We start from the raw sequence: 15,690 nt of genomic DNA on the forward strand, positions 1-15,690 counted from the left end.
GATTCATGAGATCGAAAAGATTTGAAGCACTGGCGAAGCGCCCTGTGAATCAGGATGGTTTCGTTAAGGAGTGGATCGAAGAAGGCTTCATTGCGATGGAAAGCCCGAACGACCCCAAACCGTCGATTAAAATCGTCAACGGTACAGTCACTGAACTGGACGGTAAATCCGCCAGTGAATTTGACTTAATCGACCATTTCATTGCCCGCTATGGCATTAACCTGGCGCGCGCTGAAGAGGTCATGGCGATGGACTCGGTCAAACTGGCCAATATGCTTTGCGACCCTAACGTGAAGCGCAAAGACATTGTGCCGCTGACCACCGCAATGACGCCGGCAAAAATTGTCGAAGTGGTGTCCCATATGAACGTCGTTGAGATGATGATGGCGATGCAGAAAATGCGTGCTCGTCGTACACCATCTCAACAAGCGCACGTCACTAACGTCAAAGATAACCCGGTGCAGATTGCCGCTGATGCCGCTGAAGGCGCATGGCGCGGGTTTGACGAACAGGAAACAACCGTTGCCGTTGCACGTTATGCGCCATTTAACGCCATTGCGCTGTTAGTCGGCTCACAGGTTGGACGCCCGGGCGTATTAACCCAGTGCTCGCTGGAAGAAGCTACCGAACTTAAACTCGGCATGCTAGGCCACACCTGCTACGCGGAAACCATCTCCGTCTATGGTACTGAACCCGTCTTTACCGACGGCGATGACACGCCATGGTCGAAAGGCTTCCTCGCCTCGTCCTACGCATCCCGTGGTCTGAAAATGCGCTTTACCTCCGGCTCTGGCTCAGAAGTTCAGATGGGTTACGCCGAAGGCAAATCAATGCTTTATCTGGAAGCCCGCTGCATTTACATCACCAAAGCTGCGGGCGTACAGGGCCTGCAAAACGGTTCAGTAAGCTGCATCGGTGTCCCTTCCGCCGTGCCGTCAGGCATTCGTGCAGTGTTGGCTGAAAACCTGATTTGTTCCTCTCTGGATCTGGAATGCGCCTCCAGCAACGACCAAACCTTTACCCACTCGGATATGCGTCGTACTGCGCGTCTGCTGATGCAGTTCCTGCCGGGTACTGACTTCATTTCTTCTGGTTATTCCGCGGTGCCGAACTACGACAACATGTTTGCGGGTTCGAACGAGGATGCTGAAGATTTTGACGACTACAACGTTCTTCAGCGCGACCTGAAAGTAGACGGCGGTCTGCGCCCGGTTCGCGAAGAAGACGTTATCGCCATTCGTAACAAAGCGGCACGTGCGCTGCAGGCCGTCTTTGCCGGGATGGGATTACCACCAATCACTGATGAAGAAGTGGAAGCTGCGACCTACGCCCACGGTTCGAAAGATATGCCGGAACGTAACATCGTTGAAGACATCAAGTTTGCACAAGAGATCATCAATAAAAACCGTAACGGTCTGGAAGTGGTGAAAGCCCTTGCTCAGGGCGGATTTACCGATGTCGCTCAGGACATGCTCAACATCCAGAAAGCCAAGTTAACCGGGGATTACCTGCATACCTCCGCCATTATCGTTGGCGACGGACAGGTGCTATCCGCCGTCAATGATGTTAACGACTATGCCGGTCCGGCAACAGGTTATCGCCTGCAGGGCGAACGCTGGGAAGAAATCAAAAACATCCCTGGCGCACTTGATCCCAACGAGCTTGGCTAAGGGGTGAAAAATGGAAATTAATGAAAAACTACTGCGCCAGATAATTGAAGATGTGTTGTCTGAAATGCAGACCAGCGACAAACCCGTCTCTTTCCGCGCATCTACAGCGGCAAGCGCACCTCAGGCTGCGGCGACACAGGGAGACAGCTTTCTGACCGAGATTGGTGAAGCCAAACAAGGCCAGCAACAGGACGAAGTGATTATTGCCGTAGGGCCGGCATTCGGGCTCTCGCAAACCGTCAATATCGTAGGTATCCCGCATAAGAATATCTTGCGCGAAGTGATTGCCGGTATTGAAGAAGAAGGCATTAAAGCGCGCGTTATCCGCTGCTTTAAATCCTCCGATGTGGCGTTTGTCGCCGTTGAGGGGAACCGTCTGAGCGGTTCCGGGATCTCTATCGGCATCCAGTCAAAAGGTACCACGGTTATCCACCAGCAGGGGTTACCGCCGCTTTCAAACCTGGAGCTGTTCCCTCAGGCACCGCTTCTGACGCTGGAAACCTATCGTCAGATCGGTAAAAACGCCGCGCGTTATGCCAAGCGTGAATCTCCGCAACCGGTCCCTACTCTGAATGACCAGATGGCCCGTCCTAAGTACCAGGCGAAATCAGCCATTCTGCACATTAAAGAGACCAAATACGTTGTGACAGGCAAAAACCCGCAGGAACTGCGCGTGGCGCTTTGATAAAGGATACCTCCATGAATACCGACGCAATTGAATCGATGGTTCGGGATGTGTTGAGCCGGATGAACAGCCTGCAAGGCGAGTCTGCGACTCCGCCCGCGGCGAGTTCATCAGCACATACCGCGAAAGTCACGGATTACCCTCTCGCGAATAAACATCCTGAGTGGGTAAAAACTGCGACCAACAAAACGCTGGACGACTTCACGCTTGAAAATGTTCTGAGCAACAAAGTGACCGCGCAGGACATGCGCATCACCCCTGAAACACTGCGCCTGCAGGCGGAAATCGCCAAAGATGCCGGACGTGACAGGCTGGCGATGAACTTCGAGCGCGCAGCCGAGCTAACCGCTGTTCCTGACGATCGCATTCTTGAGATCTACAACGCGCTGCGCCCGTACCGCTCAACAAAAGATGAGCTGATGGCTATCGCCGACGATCTCGAAAATCGTTATCAGGCAAAAATCTGTGCAGCTTTCGTTCGTGAAGCGGCAGCGCTGTACGTTGAGCGTAAAAAACTCAAAGGCGACGACTAACTCAGGGAAAGGATCATGCGATATATAGCTGGCATTGACATAGGCAACTCATCAACGGAAGTCGCTCTGGCTACTCTGGATGAGTCTGGCGTGCTGAGCATCACCGGCAGCGCGCTGGCAGAAACCACCGGAATTAAGGGCACATTACGTAATGTGTTTGGCATTCAGGAGGCCCTTACGCTGGCGGCAAAAAACGCCGGTATCAATGTCAGCGATATTTCGCTCATCCGTATTAACGAAGCCACCCCGGTCATTGGCGATGTGGCGATGGAAACAATAACCGAAACCATCATCACTGAATCCACCATGATCGGCCATAACCCTAAAACACCGGGCGGCGTCGGGTTAGGCGTGGGCGTCACTATTACGCCGGAAGACCTTCTCAGTCGCCCGGCGGATACGCCCTATATTCTGGTGGTGTCATCGGCATTTGATTTCGCCGATGTCGCTACGATGATTAATGCCTCCGTCCGTGCTGGATACCAGTTGACTGGCGTTATTTTGCAGCAGGACGACGGAGTGTTGGTCAGTAATCGTCTGACTCATCCCCTGCCCATCGTCGATGAAGTCCTTCATATCGACCGTATCCCGTTGGGGATGCTGGCTGCCATTGAGGTCGCTGTACCAGGAAAGGTCATTGAAACCCTTTCCAACCCCTACGGCATTGCAACTGTCTTTGGCCTCAATGCCGATGAGACTAAAAACATTGTTCCGATGGCACGGGCGCTGATCGGCAACCGTTCAGCCGTGGTGGTGAAAACGCCGTCAGGTGATGTGAAAGCGCGAGCGATTCCTGCCGGAAATCTGGAGCTACAGTCTCAGGGTCGTACCGTACGGGTCGACGTTGCCGCGGGCGCCGAAGCGATTATGAAAGCGGTTGGTGAATGCCCAAAACTGGATAACGTGACCGGAGAAGCTGGCACCAATATTGGCGGCATGCTGGAGCATGTGCGCCAGACGATGGCTGAATTAACCAACAAACCCAGTCATGAAATTTTTATTCAGGATCTGCTGGCGGTCGATACCTCGGTTCCCGTCAGCGTGACGGGTGGACTTGCCGGTGAGTTCTCGCTGGAGCAGGCTGTCGGCATAGCCTCCATGGTGAAATCAGACCGCCTGCAAATGGCGATGATTGCCCAGGAGATCAAGCAAAAGTTCAACATTGACGTCCAGGTTGGCGGGGCCGAAGCCGAAGCTGCCATTCTGGGAGCCTTAACAACTCCGGGCACAACACGACCACTGGCTATTCTGGATCTCGGCGCGGGTTCAACCGACGCTTCTATCATCAATCCTAAGGGCGAAATTATTGCCACGCACCTGGCAGGCGCAGGCGATATGGTCACGATGATCATTGCCCGTGAACTGGGTCTGGATGACCGTTATCTCGCTGAAGAAATTAAAAAGTATCCGTTGGCGAAAGTTGAGAGCTTGTTCCACCTTCGCCACGAAGACGGCAGCGTTCAGTTCTTCCCTGCGCCTCTCCCACCAACGGTTTTTGCGCGCGTGTGCGTAGTGAAACCCGATGAACTGGTGCCACTGCCTGGTGAACTGGCGCTGGAGAAAGTACGGGCCATTCGTCGCAGCGCCAAGGAGCGCGTTTTCGTTACTAACGCACTCAGAGCGCTACGTCAGGTCAGTCCGACCGGGAACATTCGGGATATTCCCTTTGTGGTGCTGGTTGGCGGCTCATCTCTGGATTTTGAAGTTCCACAGCTGGTCACCGATGCTCTGGCGCATTATCGACTGGTTGCCGGGCGCGGCAACATTCGTGGTACCGAAGGTCCGCGCAATGCGGTTGCGACAGGACTGATTCTCTCCTGGCATAAGGCATTCGCTCATGGAAAGTAATCTCACCACCCCAGCCATCGTTATCTTCACCAGTGCTGACTGTGCTGACGTCTGGAATGACGTACTGCTGGGTATTGAAGAAGAAGGGATCCCCTTTGTGATTCAGGAGAGTAGCTCAACTGACGTTATCCACAACGCATGGTTGGCCGCCTGCCAGTCTCCATTGCTGGTCGGTATTGGCTGTAGCCGCGAAAAACTGGTCGTGCACTACAAAAACTTACCCACATCAGCACCACTTTTTACGCTGACGTATCAACAAAATAGCCACGATCGCCGCAGCATTGGTAACAACGCTGCGCGGCTGGTTAAAGGCATTCCGTTCCGGGAATGCCACTCATAACCCACAGGAGAAAAGCAGTATGAATAACGCACTGGGACTGGTTGAAACAAAAGGGCTTGTCGGCGCTATTGAAGCCGCTGATGCCATGGTGAAATCCGCAAACGTGCAGTTGGTTGGTTACGAAAAAATCGGCTCTGGCCTTATCACCGTTATGGTTCGCGGTGATGTCGGCGCGGTGAAAGCAGCCGTAGATGCAGGAAGCGCAGCCGCAAGCGCCGTTGGTGAGGTGAAATCCTGCCACGTTATCCCGCGTCCGCACAGCGACGTTGAAGCCATTTTACCTAAATCCGCATAAGTCGTTGCAACCAAGGAGCACAGCGTGAAGCAATCACTGGGATTACTTGAAGTTAGTGGTCTGGCATTAGCCATCAGTTGCGCGGACGTCATGGCGAAAGCCGCCTCCATCACGCTGGTGGGCCTCGAAAAAACCAACGGCTCAGGCTGGACGGTGATCAAGATAATAGGGGATGTGGCCTCCGTCCAGGCGGCCATTTCCACCGGTGTCAGTTTCGCTGACCAGCGAGATGGACTGGTGGCTCACAAAGTCATTTCCAGACCCGGGGACGGGATCCTGTCGCATAGCGTTGCCCTGGAGCCTGAGCCAACGCCCGAACCCATACCAGCCGTAGCGCATGAAGAGATATTTGTAGACCATGATGTACCCGAAGCACCGCAAGATGCAGAGTTGATTAGCTGCAATTTGTGTCTTGATCCTGCCTGCCCTCGCCAAAAAGGCGAGTCGCGCACGCTTTGTCTTCACTCTGGCAAACGAGGTGAAGCGTAATGGATAAACAGCAACTGGAGACCACTGTCGCTAAGGTTCTGGATGAAATGCGCGAGCGCCCGATTCCGCTGGGGATCTCTAATCGTCATATTCATCTGTGCGCTGAAGATTACGGTCGCTTGTTTCCCAATCACCCCATTAGTGAGAAAAAAGGGCTGCTGCAGCCAGGACAATATGCAGCAGAGCAGACTGTCACGCTGGTGGGGCCAAAAGGTCAGTTAAAAAATGTGCGTTTACTCGGCCCGCTGCGCAGTACCAGCCAGGTCGAAATTTCTCGTACCGACGCCCGCACGTTGGGAATTGCTGCTCCGCTGCGGATGTCGGGCAATATTCAGGGCACACCCGGTGTTCGTCTCGTCAGCCCATTTGCTGAACTGGACTTAGCATCCGGGGTGATCGTCGCCCAACGGCATATCCATATGTCGCCGCTCGATGCTCTGATTCTGCGGGTTTCCCATGGTGATAAAGTCTCGGTCGCCATTAATGGCGATGAACGTCGACTGATTTTCGATAACGTCGCCGTACGCGTTTCGCCGGATATGCGCCTCGAAATGCATATCGATACAGACGAAGCCAATGCTGCAGGCGCTGATAATCCCCAGGCATTCGCCACACTGGTGACCTCACGATGAACAACGAACTGCTGCAACGCATTATCGAGGAGGTTGTTTCCCGATTAAAAAAACGCGCGGAAAGCACGCTCACTCTTAGCGTCGCGCAGTTACGGGAAATCGATTCACGAACAGTATGCTGCCAGTACTCGTCGCTCCATCTCCAGCAAGTGGATCTGCCATTACTGGAACAAATTGCCGAAGGCTGCCCAGCCAACATGTCGGTGGGAAAGATTCACGACGCGCTGGCATGCGGAGTCCGCGTGAAAATTTCACTACAACACCGATTGTTACCCGCAATCCCCGTGAAAAAACTCGCACGTCTGCCGCTGGAGTTCAATGACGAACGGGGACGAATCATCTTTTTGCATCCTGAGAAGCTTCTCAGCTATGCCGACGTCGCCCAATTAAGGGATGGCGTACTGGTGTTGCGCCGTCGGTGTGTCGTGACGGCTCTGGCTCAGGAAGCAGTCAGTCTGCGAAATGTCCAACTAATTAAGCAGGAGTGAGCTATGCATCTGGCCCGGGTTACAGGCGTTGTGGTTTCCACGCAAAAATCCCCATCACTGGTGGGAAAAAAACTGTTGCTGGTACGTCGGGTAAGTGCTGACGGAGAGCTTCCTGCATCCCCTGTGAGTGGAGATGAAGTCGCTGTTGATTCTGTCGGCGCAGGGACCGGCGAACTGGTATTACTCAGCAGCGGATCCAGCGCCAGACACGTTTTTTCTGGCCCTAATGAGGCCATCGATCTGGCTATCGTCGGCATTGTCGACACGCTTTCTCGTTAGGAGGAATTATGGCGATTTATACCCGCACTGGTGATGCCGGAACAACAGCCCTCTTTACCGGACAGCGCGTGAGCAAAACGCATCCACGCGTGGAAGCCTACGGTACGCTGGACGAACTGAATGCGGCGCTAAGTCTGTGCATTTGTGCAGCGAAAAACCCGCAGCACCGGCAGTTACTTGAGAATATCCAGCTGCAGCTTTTTTGGTTCAGCGCCGAACTGGCAAGCGAAAGCGAAGAACCAACGCCAGAGCAGCGCTACATCAGCTCAGAAGAAATTGCGGCACTGGAAGCGGCCATCGATACCGCAATGGGAAGAGTACCGCCCCTGCGCAGCTTTATTCTACCTGGCCGCAGCGAAGCCGCCAGCCGACTGCACTTTGCCCGTACGCTGGCACGCCGCGCAGAGAGACGACTGGTCGAGCTCTCCACCGAGATATCCGTCAGACACGTGCTGATGCGTTATATCAATCGCCTGTCCGACTGCTTATATGCGCTTGCACGAGCAGAAGATCATGACGCCCATCAAAACGACATCATTCAGAAAGTGGCTGAGCGCTATCTCGCTGCCGTTCAAGCACCAGCCATAAAGGAGCCGACTATGTCTCTGTCTTTTCAGGAGCTCCACCAACTCACTCGCGCTGCGGTGACGAGAGCAGAAGAACTTCAGGTTCCGGTCGTCATAAGCATTGTTGATGCGAACGGGACCCAAATGGTGGCCTGGCGCATGCCTGACGCTTTACTCGTGAGTAGCGAACTGGCACCCAAAAAAGCCTGGACTGCCGTGGCGATGAAAACCGCCACACATGAGCTGACATCGGCAGTGCAACCCGGCGCTGCGCTTTACGGTCTGGAAAGCCATATGCAGGGAAAAGTCGTCACCTTCGGTGGCGGATACGCATTATGGCGTGAGGGTTTACTCCTCGGGGGTCTTGGCATCAGCGGAGGAAGCGTTGAACAGGATATGGACATTGCAGAAACGGCCATTGCGGCGATTAACGTGAGAACACATTAATGAATACTTCAGAACTTGAAACCCTTATTCGTAACATTTTGAGTGAGCAACTCGCCCCGGCAAAAGCAGAAGTTCAGGGTAACTGTATTTTTGCGTCCGTTGGCGAAGCTATCGATGCAGCGCATCAGGCTTTTCTGCGTTACCAGCAATGTCCATTGAAAACCCGCAGCGCCATCATAAACGCCCTACGCGAAGAACTGACGCCTCATCTTGCTTCACTGGCCGCTGAGAGCGCAGCTGAAACAGGAATGGGCAACAAAGAGGATAAGTTCCTTAAAAATAAAGCCGCGTTGGACAACACTCCAGGAATCGAAGATCTCACTACCACGGCGTTAACCGGTGACGGCGGCATGGTGTTATTCGAGTATTCCCCATTTGGCGTGATTGGTTCTGTCGCCCCCAGTACTAACCCGACAGAGACCATTATTAACAACAGCATCAGCATGCTGGCGGCAGGGAATAGCGTTTACTTCAGTCCGCATCCGGGTGCCAAAAAGGTTTCACTCAAGCTGATTGCCATGATTGAAGATATTGCTTTCCGTTGCTGCGGAATTCGTAATCTTGTCGTTACGGTCACAGAACCCACCTTTGAGGCTACCCAGCAGATGATGGCGCACCCTAAAATCGCAGTTCTCGCGATTACCGGTGGCCCAGGCATTGTTGCTATGGGCATGAAAAGCGGGAAAAAAGTCATCGGCGCAGGCGCAGGAAATCCACCCTGCATTGTTGATGAAACGGCCGACCTGGTTAAGGCGGCAGAGGATATCATCAATGGCACATCCTTTGATTACAACCTCCCCTGCATCGCTGAGAAGAGCCTGATTGTTGTTGATGCCGTTGCCGAACGACTGGTTCAACAGATGCAGTCTTTTGGTGCGATGCTTCTCAATAGCGAAGAGGTAGACAAACTGCGCGCTGTCTGTCTACCAGAAGGCATAGCCAATAAAAAACTGGTGGGTAAAAGCCCGGCAACCTTACTGGAAGCAGCAGGAATACCGGTTCCGGCAAAAGTACCTCGATTACTGACAGGCATCGTCAAGGCTGACGACCCGTGGGTTACCAGCGAGCAATTGATGCCAATGCTCCCCGTCGTAACGGTGAGCGATTTTGACAGTGCATTGACGTTGGCCCTGAAAGTTGAAGAGGGATTGCATCACACCGCCATTATGCATTCGCAAAATGTGTCACGTTTGAACCTTGCCGCGCGCACGCTTCAGACCTCCATCTTTGTGAAAAATGGCCCCTCTTACGCCGGGATCGGCGTTGGTGGCGAAGGTTTTACAACCTTCACTATTGCGACGCCAACCGGTGAAGGAACAACATCTGCGCGCACTTTCGCACGCTCTCGTCGTTGCGTGCTGACAAACGGTTTTTCTATTCGCTAATGGGGCCGTTATGAATAGCTTTTCACTGCAAACTCGATTGTACAGCGGCCAGGGAAGTCTGGATGTGCTCAAGCGTTTCACGAATAAGCATATCTGGATTATTTGCGATGGTTTTCTCGCGCGTTCTCCCCTGATTGAAAAGCTGCGCAACGCTCTGCCAGCGGATAACCGCATCAGCATTTTCAGCGATATCACCCCCGATCCCACCATCGGTACGGTAGTACAAGGGATTGCACAAATGCAGTCCCTGCGACCGGACGTCGTGATGGGTTTTGGTGGCGGCTCAGCACTGGACGCCGCAAAAGCCATCGTCTGGTTCAGCCGACAGTTTGGTATTGAAATTGAAACCTGTGTCGCAATTCCCACCACCAGCGGCACAGGCTCCGAGGTAACCAGTGCCTGCGTGATTAGCGATCCGGATAAAGGCATTAAATATCCATTATTCAATAATGCGCTTTACCCGGACATGGCCATCCTTGATCCAACGTTGGTCGTCAGCGTACCACCTGCCATCACCGCGAATACCGGCATGGACGTGTTAACGCATGCACTGGAGGCTTACGTGTCCACGAAGGCCAGCGACTTCACAGACGCACTGGCTGAAAAAGCGGCTCAAATCGTCTTCCAGTACCTGCCTGTCGCCGTCAGCAAAGGCGACTGTCTGGCAACCAGGGGGAAAATGCACAATGCATCAACGCTCGCGGGAATGGCATTTAGTCAGGCTGGACTGGGGATAAATCATGCGATTGCCCATCAGTTGGGTGGTCAGTTTCATCTGCCGCATGGACTTGCCAATGCGCTGCTGCTGACCCATGTCATTTATTTTAATGCCCGCGATCCGCGAGCTGCGAAGCGCTATGCCCGTTTTGCTAAAGCCTGCCATTTATGCCCGGATAATGCGAACGATACGGCTGCGCTGAATGCGCTCATTCATCAAATTGAGCTTCTCAAAAAACAGTGTGCGTTACCTTCTTTCGTTGACGCGCTTAAAGACGGAAAGCAAGTCTGGCCACAACGTATCCCATCGATGGTTCAGGCCGCGCTGGCTGACGTCACGCTGCAAACCAATCCTCGTGTTGCCGATGCCAGTGCCATGCAGGAACTGCTTGAGGAATTATTATGAAGACAGCCATGACGGCAGAGTCCACGCTTTATGATGCACAGACCATTCGCGAACGCGTTCGCGCAGCGGGTGTTGTCGGAGCCGGAGGCGCAGGCTTTCCTACTCACGTAAAATTACAGGCGCAGGTCGATACCTTTCTGGTCAATGCGGCTGAATGTGAGCCAATGCTGAAAGTTGACCAGCAGTTGATGGCCGTCCAGGCTGAGCGACTTATCCGCGGCGTTCAATATGCCATGACGGCGACGGGAGCCAGTGCCGGAATTATTGCGCTCAAGGAGAAATACCAAGGTGCTATCAATGCATTAACCCCCCTTCTACCTGCCGGGATCCGCTTACATATTTTGCCTGATGTCTACCCGGCTGGTGACGAGGTTCTGACCATCTGGATGGCAACAGGTCGGAGAGTTCCGCCTGCCGCGCTGCCGGTCAGCGTCGGTGTGGTGGTCAATAACGTTCAGACCGTGCTCAACATCGCCAGAGCAGTTGAGCAGCAGTACCCCGTTACGCGTCGCACCCTGACCGTTAACGGTGCAGTCGCCAGTCCCATCACACTCACTGTCCCTATCGGAATGTCTTTACGTGACGTTCTGGCGCTGGCCGGTGGCGCAACCGTTGACGATCCCGGCTTTATTAACGGTGGTCCGATGATGGGCGGCCTGATTACTTCACTGGATACCCCCGTAAGCAAGACCACCGGGGGCCTGCTGGTTTTGCCTAAGTCTCATGCGTTGATTCAGCGGCGGATGCAGGATGAACGCACCGTGCTTTCTGTAGCAAAAACCGTTTGCGAGCAGTGCCGTTTGTGTACGGATTTGTGCCCAAGGCATTTGATCGGCCATGAATTATCCCCGCACCTGTTGGTTCGTGCGGTTAATTATCAGCAGGCGGCCACACCACAGCTGCTGCTCACCGCCCTGACCTGTTCAGAATGCAATGTGTGTGAAAGCGTAGCCTGCCCGGTTGGGATTTCACCGATGCGCATCAACCGTATGCTGAAACGCGAGCTGCGGGCGCTCAACCATCGTTATGAAGGGCCGCTAAATCCTGAGGATGAAATGGCGAAATACCGGTTGATCCCGGTTAAACGCCTTATTACCAAACTGGGTCTTAGCGACTGGTATCACGATGCGCCACTGGCTGAGAATGATTATTCCACAGATAAAACGACGCTGTTGTTACGCCAGCATATTGGTGCCAGCGCCATCCCATGTGTAGAACAAGGCGAACGCGTTGTTCGCGGTCAATGCGTTGCCGATGTGCCGTCCGGTGCATTAGGCGCGCCTGTTCACGCCAGCATTGACGGTATTGTCAGCGAAATCACTGAGCAATCTATCACGGTAATTAGAGGTTAATCATGTCTCAGGCTATAGGGATTTTAGAACTCACCAGCATTGCCAAAGGGATGGAAGCTGGTGATGCCATGTTAAAAAGCGCGAATGTGAATTTACTGGTCAGCAAGACCATCTGCCCGGGAAAATTTCTACTCATGCTCGGTGGTGACGTAGGTGCCGTACAACAGGCGATTGCCACTGGAACATCTCTTGCTGGCGATATGCTCGTTGACAGTCTGGTACTCCCCAATATTCATGCCAGCGTACTCCCCGCAATCAGCGGACTAAACAGCGTGGATAAGCGTCAGGCTGTTGGTATTGTCGAAACATGGAGCGTTGCTGCCTGCATCTGCGCCGCCGACCGGGCGGTTAAAGCCTCCAACGTCACGCTGGTACGTGTCCATATGGCATTTGGTATTGGCGGCAAGTGCTACATGGTCGTTGCTGGCGATGTATCCGATGTGAATAACGCAGTGACGGTTGCCAGTGAAAGTGCGGGTGAAAAAGGCCTGCTGGTTTACCGCTCGGTCATACCTCGCCCGCATGAAAGCATGTGGCGACAAATGGTGGAGGGATAATGGAAAGACAACCCACCACGGATCGAATGATTCAGGAATATGTACCAGGCAAACAGGTCACGCTGGCGCATCTTATTGCTAATCCAGGTAAAGATTTGTTCAAGAAGCTGGGATTACCAGATGCGGTTTCCGCAATCGGTATTCTGACCATTACCCCCAGCGAAGCCTCAATCATCGCCTGTGATATCGCCACGAAATCCGGGGCGGTAGAGATTGGTTTTCTCGACCGGTTTACCGGCGCGGTGGTACTGACGGGTGATGTTTCCGCCGTTGAGTACGCGCTGAAACAGGTAACCCGAACGCTCGGCGAAATGATGCGTTTTACCGCGTGTCCCATCACCCGGACGTAATCTTATGAAACGTATCATGCTAATTGGCCCCAGCCAGTGCGGTAAAACGTCGCTCACGCAGTGCATGCGGGGAGAGGCGCTTCACTATCAGAAGACCCAGGCCATAGTCTGGTCTCCTACGACAATAGACACACCGGGTGAATATCTTGAGAACCGCTGCCTGTACAGCGCGCTGCTGGCCAGCGCCTGTGAAGCAGACATTATTGCGCTGGTACTCAATGCTGACGCGCCGTGGTCACCATTTTCTCCCGGTTTTACCGGACCAATGAACCGACCCGTTATTGGCCTCGTTACCAAAGCCGATTTAGCCAATCCGCAGCGTATTTCTCTTGTGGAGAGTTGGTTAGTTCAGGCTGGTGCGCAAAAAGTATTTGTCACCAGCGCGCTGGAGAATACTGGGGTCGATGAGATGTTCATTTTTCTGAATGCAAAGGAACCTTCATGTCTCACAAAATAATGGCCATTAATGCAGGTAGTTCCTCGCTTAAATTTCAACTACTGGCGATGCCGCAGGGTGAAATGATCTGTCAGGGGTTGATTGAACGTATCGGTTTGTCTGATGCGCAGGTCACCCTAAAAACGCCAGCGCAGAAATGGCAGGAGACTTTGCCCGTAGCCGATCACCGTGAAGCCGTAACGTTGCTCCTGGAAAAACTGCTCAACCACCACATTATCAACAGTCTGGAAGAGATCGACGGCGTGGGTCATCGCGTCGCGCACGGCGGAGAATCTTTTAAAGACTCCGCGCTGGTAACTGATGAAACGCTGGCAGAAATCGAGCGACTCGCGGAACTGGCCCCTCTGCATAACCCGGTAAATGCGTTGGGGATCGCGGTATTCCGCCAGCTATTGCCCAAAACACCAGCCGTTGCGGTGTTCGACACCGCCTTTCATCAAACGCTTGATGAGCCTTCTTTCATCTATCCCCTGCCCTGGCGTTACTATGCAGAGTTGGGTATTCGTCGCTATGGTTTTCATGGTACCAGCCACAAATACATTAGCTCACAGCTTGCTGAAAAACTGGGTGTACCACTCAGCGCCCTGCGCGTTGTTTGTTGTCATCTGGGCAACGGCAGCAGCATCTGCGCCATCAAAGGCGGACAATCGGTGAATACGTCAATGGGCTTTACGCCGCAGTCTGGCGTGATGATGGGCACGCGAAGTGGCGATATCGATCCGTCCATTTTACCGTGGATTGCCCTGCGAGAAGGCAAAACACCGCAGCAGCTCAACCAATTGCTCAACAATGAGTCCGGATTGCTCGGTGTTTCTGGCATCTCACCTGACTACCGCGACGTTGAACATGCCGCAGATACGGGCAATCACCAGGCTGCGCTGGCGTTGACGCTTTTTGCTGAGCGCATTCGTGCCACCATTGGTAGCTATATTATGCAGATGGGCGGTCTGGATGCCCTGGTATTTACCGGTGGTATTGGCGAAAACTCCGCACGGGCGCGCGCTGCGATTTGTCGTAACCTGAATTTCCTGGGGCTGGCCGTTGATGAGGAAAAAAATCAGCGTAATGCCACCTTCATTCAGACGGAAAATGCGATGGTCAAAGTAGCTGTGATTAATACCAATGAAGAGCTGATGATTGCGCAAGACGTTATGCGTTTAGCGATATCTGAAACTGTGACATTGGGCATTCCTGCATAATACTGCCGCACCGCAAATTGCGGCAAATCATGGTAATAGCGCGATCGCCATGACACTATGCGCCGAGGATTGCTGATCACATAGGTGAAGACGTGGCTGTTGCGCAATGTCCCGCATCGTGCGGAGAACTTATCCAGGGCTGGATTCTGGGCAGTGAGAAATTGGTCTCCTGCCCGGTTGAATGGTATAGCACCGTTGAGGTCACTTCAGGTTCACCGCTGACAGATGAACGCCCACTTTCGCGGGCGATGGTTGAGAGGTTATTGCTGCACTGGCAATACCCGGCACAAATGAGTCAGGATATTCGAATTGATGTCCAATCAACCATTCCTGTCGCTAAAGGGATGGCCAGCAGCACAGCGGATATCGCCGCCACGGCAATCGCCACGGCGCAGTATCTGGGTCATCAGCTAGACGAATCCACTCTGGCGCAGCTTTGCGTTTCGCTGGAACCTACCGACAGCACCGTTTTCCGCCAGCTTACGCTGTTCGATCACAACGACGCCTCCACGCAAATTGCCTGTGAAGCCCAGCCTCAACTCGATCTGCTGGTTCTCGAAAGTCCGGAAACCTTGCTTACTGCTGATTATCACCGTACTCCACGCCAGTCAGGGTTACTGGCAGGCGCTCCAGCGCTGAAACGCGCATGGGAAAAGGTACAGGAAGCCTGTATCAGTCAAAATCCTTATCGGATGGGTGAAGCCGCCACGCTGAGCGCGATCGCCAGCCAGTTGCTGTTACCTAAACCAAATTTTGATTCACTTTTAGCGCTGGTAGAAGAATGTGATTTATACGGTGTCAACGTTGCGCACAGTGGCAGCGTAGTCGGTCTGATGCTCGACAGAAAGCGTCATGATGTGGACTACATTAAATGGATGCTGACGCAGAAAAAATTGACGGAACACTGGCCGGAACAGCATTTGTTGCGGATGGTAACTGGCGGGGTCGAACTGCAATAAGGGCCGCCGCTAAGCAGCGACCCGGACAAGCATAAA

General features: G+C 53.4%; 19 protein-coding genes. All 19 read left to right on the forward strand.

Features of this window, described 5'->3' with window-relative positions; translation table 11 throughout:
* Positions 1–5: 5 nt before the first annotated feature.
* The 19 genes from pduC (at position 6) to OGY04_RS19260 (ending at position 15,654) form a co-directional block, all read left to right on the forward strand.
* Positions 6–1,670 carry a propanediol dehydratase large subunit PduC gene (gene pduC / locus OGY04_RS19170; protein ID WP_003030249.1) on the forward strand — a complete coding sequence of 555 codons (1,665 nt, stop codon included), beginning with the start codon at positions 6–8 and terminating at the stop codon, positions 1,668–1,670.
* 10 nt (positions 1,671–1,680) lie between these two features.
* Positions 1,681–2,355 carry a propanediol dehydratase medium subunit PduD gene (gene pduD, locus OGY04_RS19175; RefSeq protein WP_003834131.1) on the forward strand — a complete coding sequence of 225 codons (675 nt, stop codon included), beginning with the start codon at positions 1,681–1,683 and terminating at the stop codon, positions 2,353–2,355.
* Between the two features lie 14 nt (positions 2,356–2,369).
* Entirely contained in the window at positions 2,370–2,888 is a 519-nt protein-coding gene (gene pduE / locus OGY04_RS19180) for a propanediol dehydratase small subunit PduE (RefSeq protein ID WP_003030243.1), read from the forward strand.
* 15 nt (positions 2,889–2,903) lie between these two features.
* Positions 2,904–4,736, forward strand: a complete 1,833-nt coding sequence (locus tag OGY04_RS19185; protein WP_125363432.1) for a diol dehydratase reactivase subunit alpha — start codon at positions 2,904–2,906, stop codon at positions 4,734–4,736.
* Complete coding sequence (locus OGY04_RS19190) at positions 4,726–5,076, forward strand: glycerol dehydratase reactivase beta/small subunit family protein (protein ID WP_003834139.1); 351 nt, start codon at positions 4,726–4,728, stop codon at positions 5,074–5,076. Before OGY04_RS19185 ends, OGY04_RS19190 begins: the two co-directional genes overlap by 11 nt.
* 19 nt (positions 5,077–5,095) lie before the next feature.
* Positions 5,096–5,371, forward strand: coding sequence for a propanediol utilization microcompartment protein PduJ (gene pduJ, locus OGY04_RS19195; protein WP_001057752.1), 276 nt, complete (start codon positions 5,096–5,098; stop codon positions 5,369–5,371).
* 24 nt (positions 5,372–5,395) lie between these two features.
* Entirely contained in the window at positions 5,396–5,860 is a 465-nt protein-coding gene (locus tag OGY04_RS19200) for a BMC domain-containing protein (RefSeq protein ID WP_267439872.1), read from the forward strand.
* Entirely contained in the window at positions 5,860–6,492 is a 633-nt protein-coding gene (locus OGY04_RS19205) for a phosphate propanoyltransferase (RefSeq protein ID WP_008785145.1), read from the forward strand. Before OGY04_RS19200 ends, OGY04_RS19205 begins: the two co-directional genes overlap by 1 nt.
* Positions 6,489–6,980: a microcompartment protein PduM gene (gene pduM / locus OGY04_RS19210; protein ID WP_008785146.1), complete on the forward strand. Its 492-nt coding sequence runs from the start codon at positions 6,489–6,491 to the stop codon at positions 6,978–6,980. The genes OGY04_RS19205 and pduM overlap by 4 nt, the downstream gene beginning before the upstream one ends.
* Positions 6,981–6,983: 3 nt before the next feature.
* A complete protein-coding gene (locus OGY04_RS19215; RefSeq protein WP_003030211.1) occupies positions 6,984–7,259 on the forward strand; it encodes a EutN/CcmL family microcompartment protein in 276 nt (91 codons plus the stop codon).
* 8 nt (positions 7,260–7,267) lie between these two features.
* Positions 7,268–8,272, forward strand: coding sequence for a two-domain cob(I)yrinic acid a,c-diamide adenosyltransferase PduO (pduO, locus tag OGY04_RS19220; protein WP_286585866.1), 1,005 nt, complete (start codon positions 7,268–7,270; stop codon positions 8,270–8,272).
* Positions 8,272–9,657: a CoA-acylating propionaldehyde dehydrogenase PduP gene (pduP, locus tag OGY04_RS19225; protein WP_286585867.1), complete on the forward strand. Its 1,386-nt coding sequence runs from the start codon at positions 8,272–8,274 to the stop codon at positions 9,655–9,657. The genes pduO and pduP overlap by 1 nt, the downstream gene beginning before the upstream one ends.
* A 10-nt stretch (positions 9,658–9,667) precedes the next feature.
* The gene (locus OGY04_RS19230) at positions 9,668–10,780 is read left to right on the forward strand and encodes a 1-propanol dehydrogenase PduQ (protein ID WP_286585868.1); all 1,113 of its coding nucleotides are present in this window, start codon (positions 9,668–9,670) and stop codon (positions 10,778–10,780) included.
* Positions 10,777–12,132 carry a cobalamin reductase PduS gene (gene pduS, locus OGY04_RS19235; RefSeq protein ID WP_057067507.1) on the forward strand — a complete coding sequence of 452 codons (1,356 nt, stop codon included), beginning with the start codon at positions 10,777–10,779 and terminating at the stop codon, positions 12,130–12,132. The genes OGY04_RS19230 and pduS overlap by 4 nt, the downstream gene beginning before the upstream one ends.
* 2 nt (positions 12,133–12,134) lie before the next feature.
* On the forward strand, positions 12,135–12,689 hold the full coding sequence (gene pduT / locus OGY04_RS19240; RefSeq protein ID WP_003030201.1) for a propanediol utilization microcompartment protein PduT: 555 nt from the start codon (positions 12,135–12,137) through the stop codon (positions 12,687–12,689).
* Positions 12,689–13,039 carry a propanediol utilization microcompartment protein PduU gene (pduU, locus tag OGY04_RS19245; protein WP_008785151.1) on the forward strand — a complete coding sequence of 117 codons (351 nt, stop codon included), beginning with the start codon at positions 12,689–12,691 and terminating at the stop codon, positions 13,037–13,039. The genes pduT and pduU overlap by 1 nt, the downstream gene beginning before the upstream one ends.
* Before the next feature lie 4 nt (positions 13,040–13,043).
* Positions 13,044–13,496: a propanediol utilization protein PduV gene (pduV, locus tag OGY04_RS19250; protein ID WP_008785152.1), complete on the forward strand. Its 453-nt coding sequence runs from the start codon at positions 13,044–13,046 to the stop codon at positions 13,494–13,496.
* Positions 13,481–14,695 (forward strand): acetate/propionate family kinase, encoded by a 1,215-nt coding sequence (locus OGY04_RS19255; protein WP_286585869.1) that lies wholly within the window; start codon positions 13,481–13,483, stop codon positions 14,693–14,695. The genes pduV and OGY04_RS19255 overlap by 16 nt, the downstream gene beginning before the upstream one ends.
* 92 nt (positions 14,696–14,787) lie before the next feature.
* A complete protein-coding gene (locus OGY04_RS19260) occupies positions 14,788–15,654 on the forward strand; it encodes a GHMP family kinase ATP-binding protein (RefSeq protein ID WP_003834174.1) in 867 nt (288 codons plus the stop codon).
* The last annotated feature ends 36 nt before the right edge of the window (positions 15,655–15,690 follow it).

The organism is Citrobacter sp. Cpo091 (genome assembly GCF_030332645.1).
In the GTDB taxonomy this organism is placed as follows: Bacteria; Pseudomonadota; Gammaproteobacteria; order Enterobacterales; family Enterobacteriaceae; genus Citrobacter; species Citrobacter portucalensis.

Excerpts from the sequence above, each read along its gene's own strand:
- pduC (WP_003030249.1), top strand. The coding sequence starts at position 6 with ATGAGATCGAAAAGATTTGAAGCACTGGCGAAGCGCCCTGTGAATCAG.
- pduD (WP_003834131.1), top strand. The coding sequence starts at position 1,681 with ATGGAAATTAATGAAAAACTACTGCGCCAGATAATTGAAGATGTGTTG.
- pduE (WP_003030243.1), top strand. The coding sequence starts at position 2,370 with ATGAATACCGACGCAATTGAATCGATGGTTCGGGATGTGTTGAGCCGG.
- OGY04_RS19185 (WP_125363432.1), top strand. The coding sequence starts at position 2,904 with ATGCGATATATAGCTGGCATTGACATAGGCAACTCATCAACGGAAGTC.
- OGY04_RS19190 (WP_003834139.1), top strand. The coding sequence starts at position 4,726 with ATGGAAAGTAATCTCACCACCCCAGCCATCGTTATCTTCACCAGTGCT.
- pduJ (WP_001057752.1), top strand. The coding sequence starts at position 5,096 with ATGAATAACGCACTGGGACTGGTTGAAACAAAAGGGCTTGTCGGCGCT.
- OGY04_RS19205 (WP_008785145.1), top strand. The coding sequence starts at position 5,860 with ATGGATAAACAGCAACTGGAGACCACTGTCGCTAAGGTTCTGGATGAA.
- pduM (WP_008785146.1), top strand. The coding sequence starts at position 6,489 with ATGAACAACGAACTGCTGCAACGCATTATCGAGGAGGTTGTTTCCCGA.
- OGY04_RS19215 (WP_003030211.1), top strand. The coding sequence starts at position 6,984 with ATGCATCTGGCCCGGGTTACAGGCGTTGTGGTTTCCACGCAAAAATCC.
- pduO (WP_286585866.1), top strand. The coding sequence starts at position 7,268 with ATGGCGATTTATACCCGCACTGGTGATGCCGGAACAACAGCCCTCTTT.
- pduP (WP_286585867.1), top strand. The coding sequence starts at position 8,272 with ATGAATACTTCAGAACTTGAAACCCTTATTCGTAACATTTTGAGTGAG.
- OGY04_RS19230 (WP_286585868.1), top strand. The coding sequence starts at position 9,668 with ATGAATAGCTTTTCACTGCAAACTCGATTGTACAGCGGCCAGGGAAGT.
- pduS (WP_057067507.1), top strand. The coding sequence starts at position 10,777 with ATGAAGACAGCCATGACGGCAGAGTCCACGCTTTATGATGCACAGACC.
- pduT (WP_003030201.1), top strand. The coding sequence starts at position 12,135 with ATGTCTCAGGCTATAGGGATTTTAGAACTCACCAGCATTGCCAAAGGG.
- pduU (WP_008785151.1), top strand. The coding sequence starts at position 12,689 with ATGGAAAGACAACCCACCACGGATCGAATGATTCAGGAATATGTACCA.
- pduV (WP_008785152.1), top strand. The coding sequence starts at position 13,044 with ATGAAACGTATCATGCTAATTGGCCCCAGCCAGTGCGGTAAAACGTCG.
- OGY04_RS19255 (WP_286585869.1), top strand. The coding sequence starts at position 13,481 with ATGTCTCACAAAATAATGGCCATTAATGCAGGTAGTTCCTCGCTTAAA.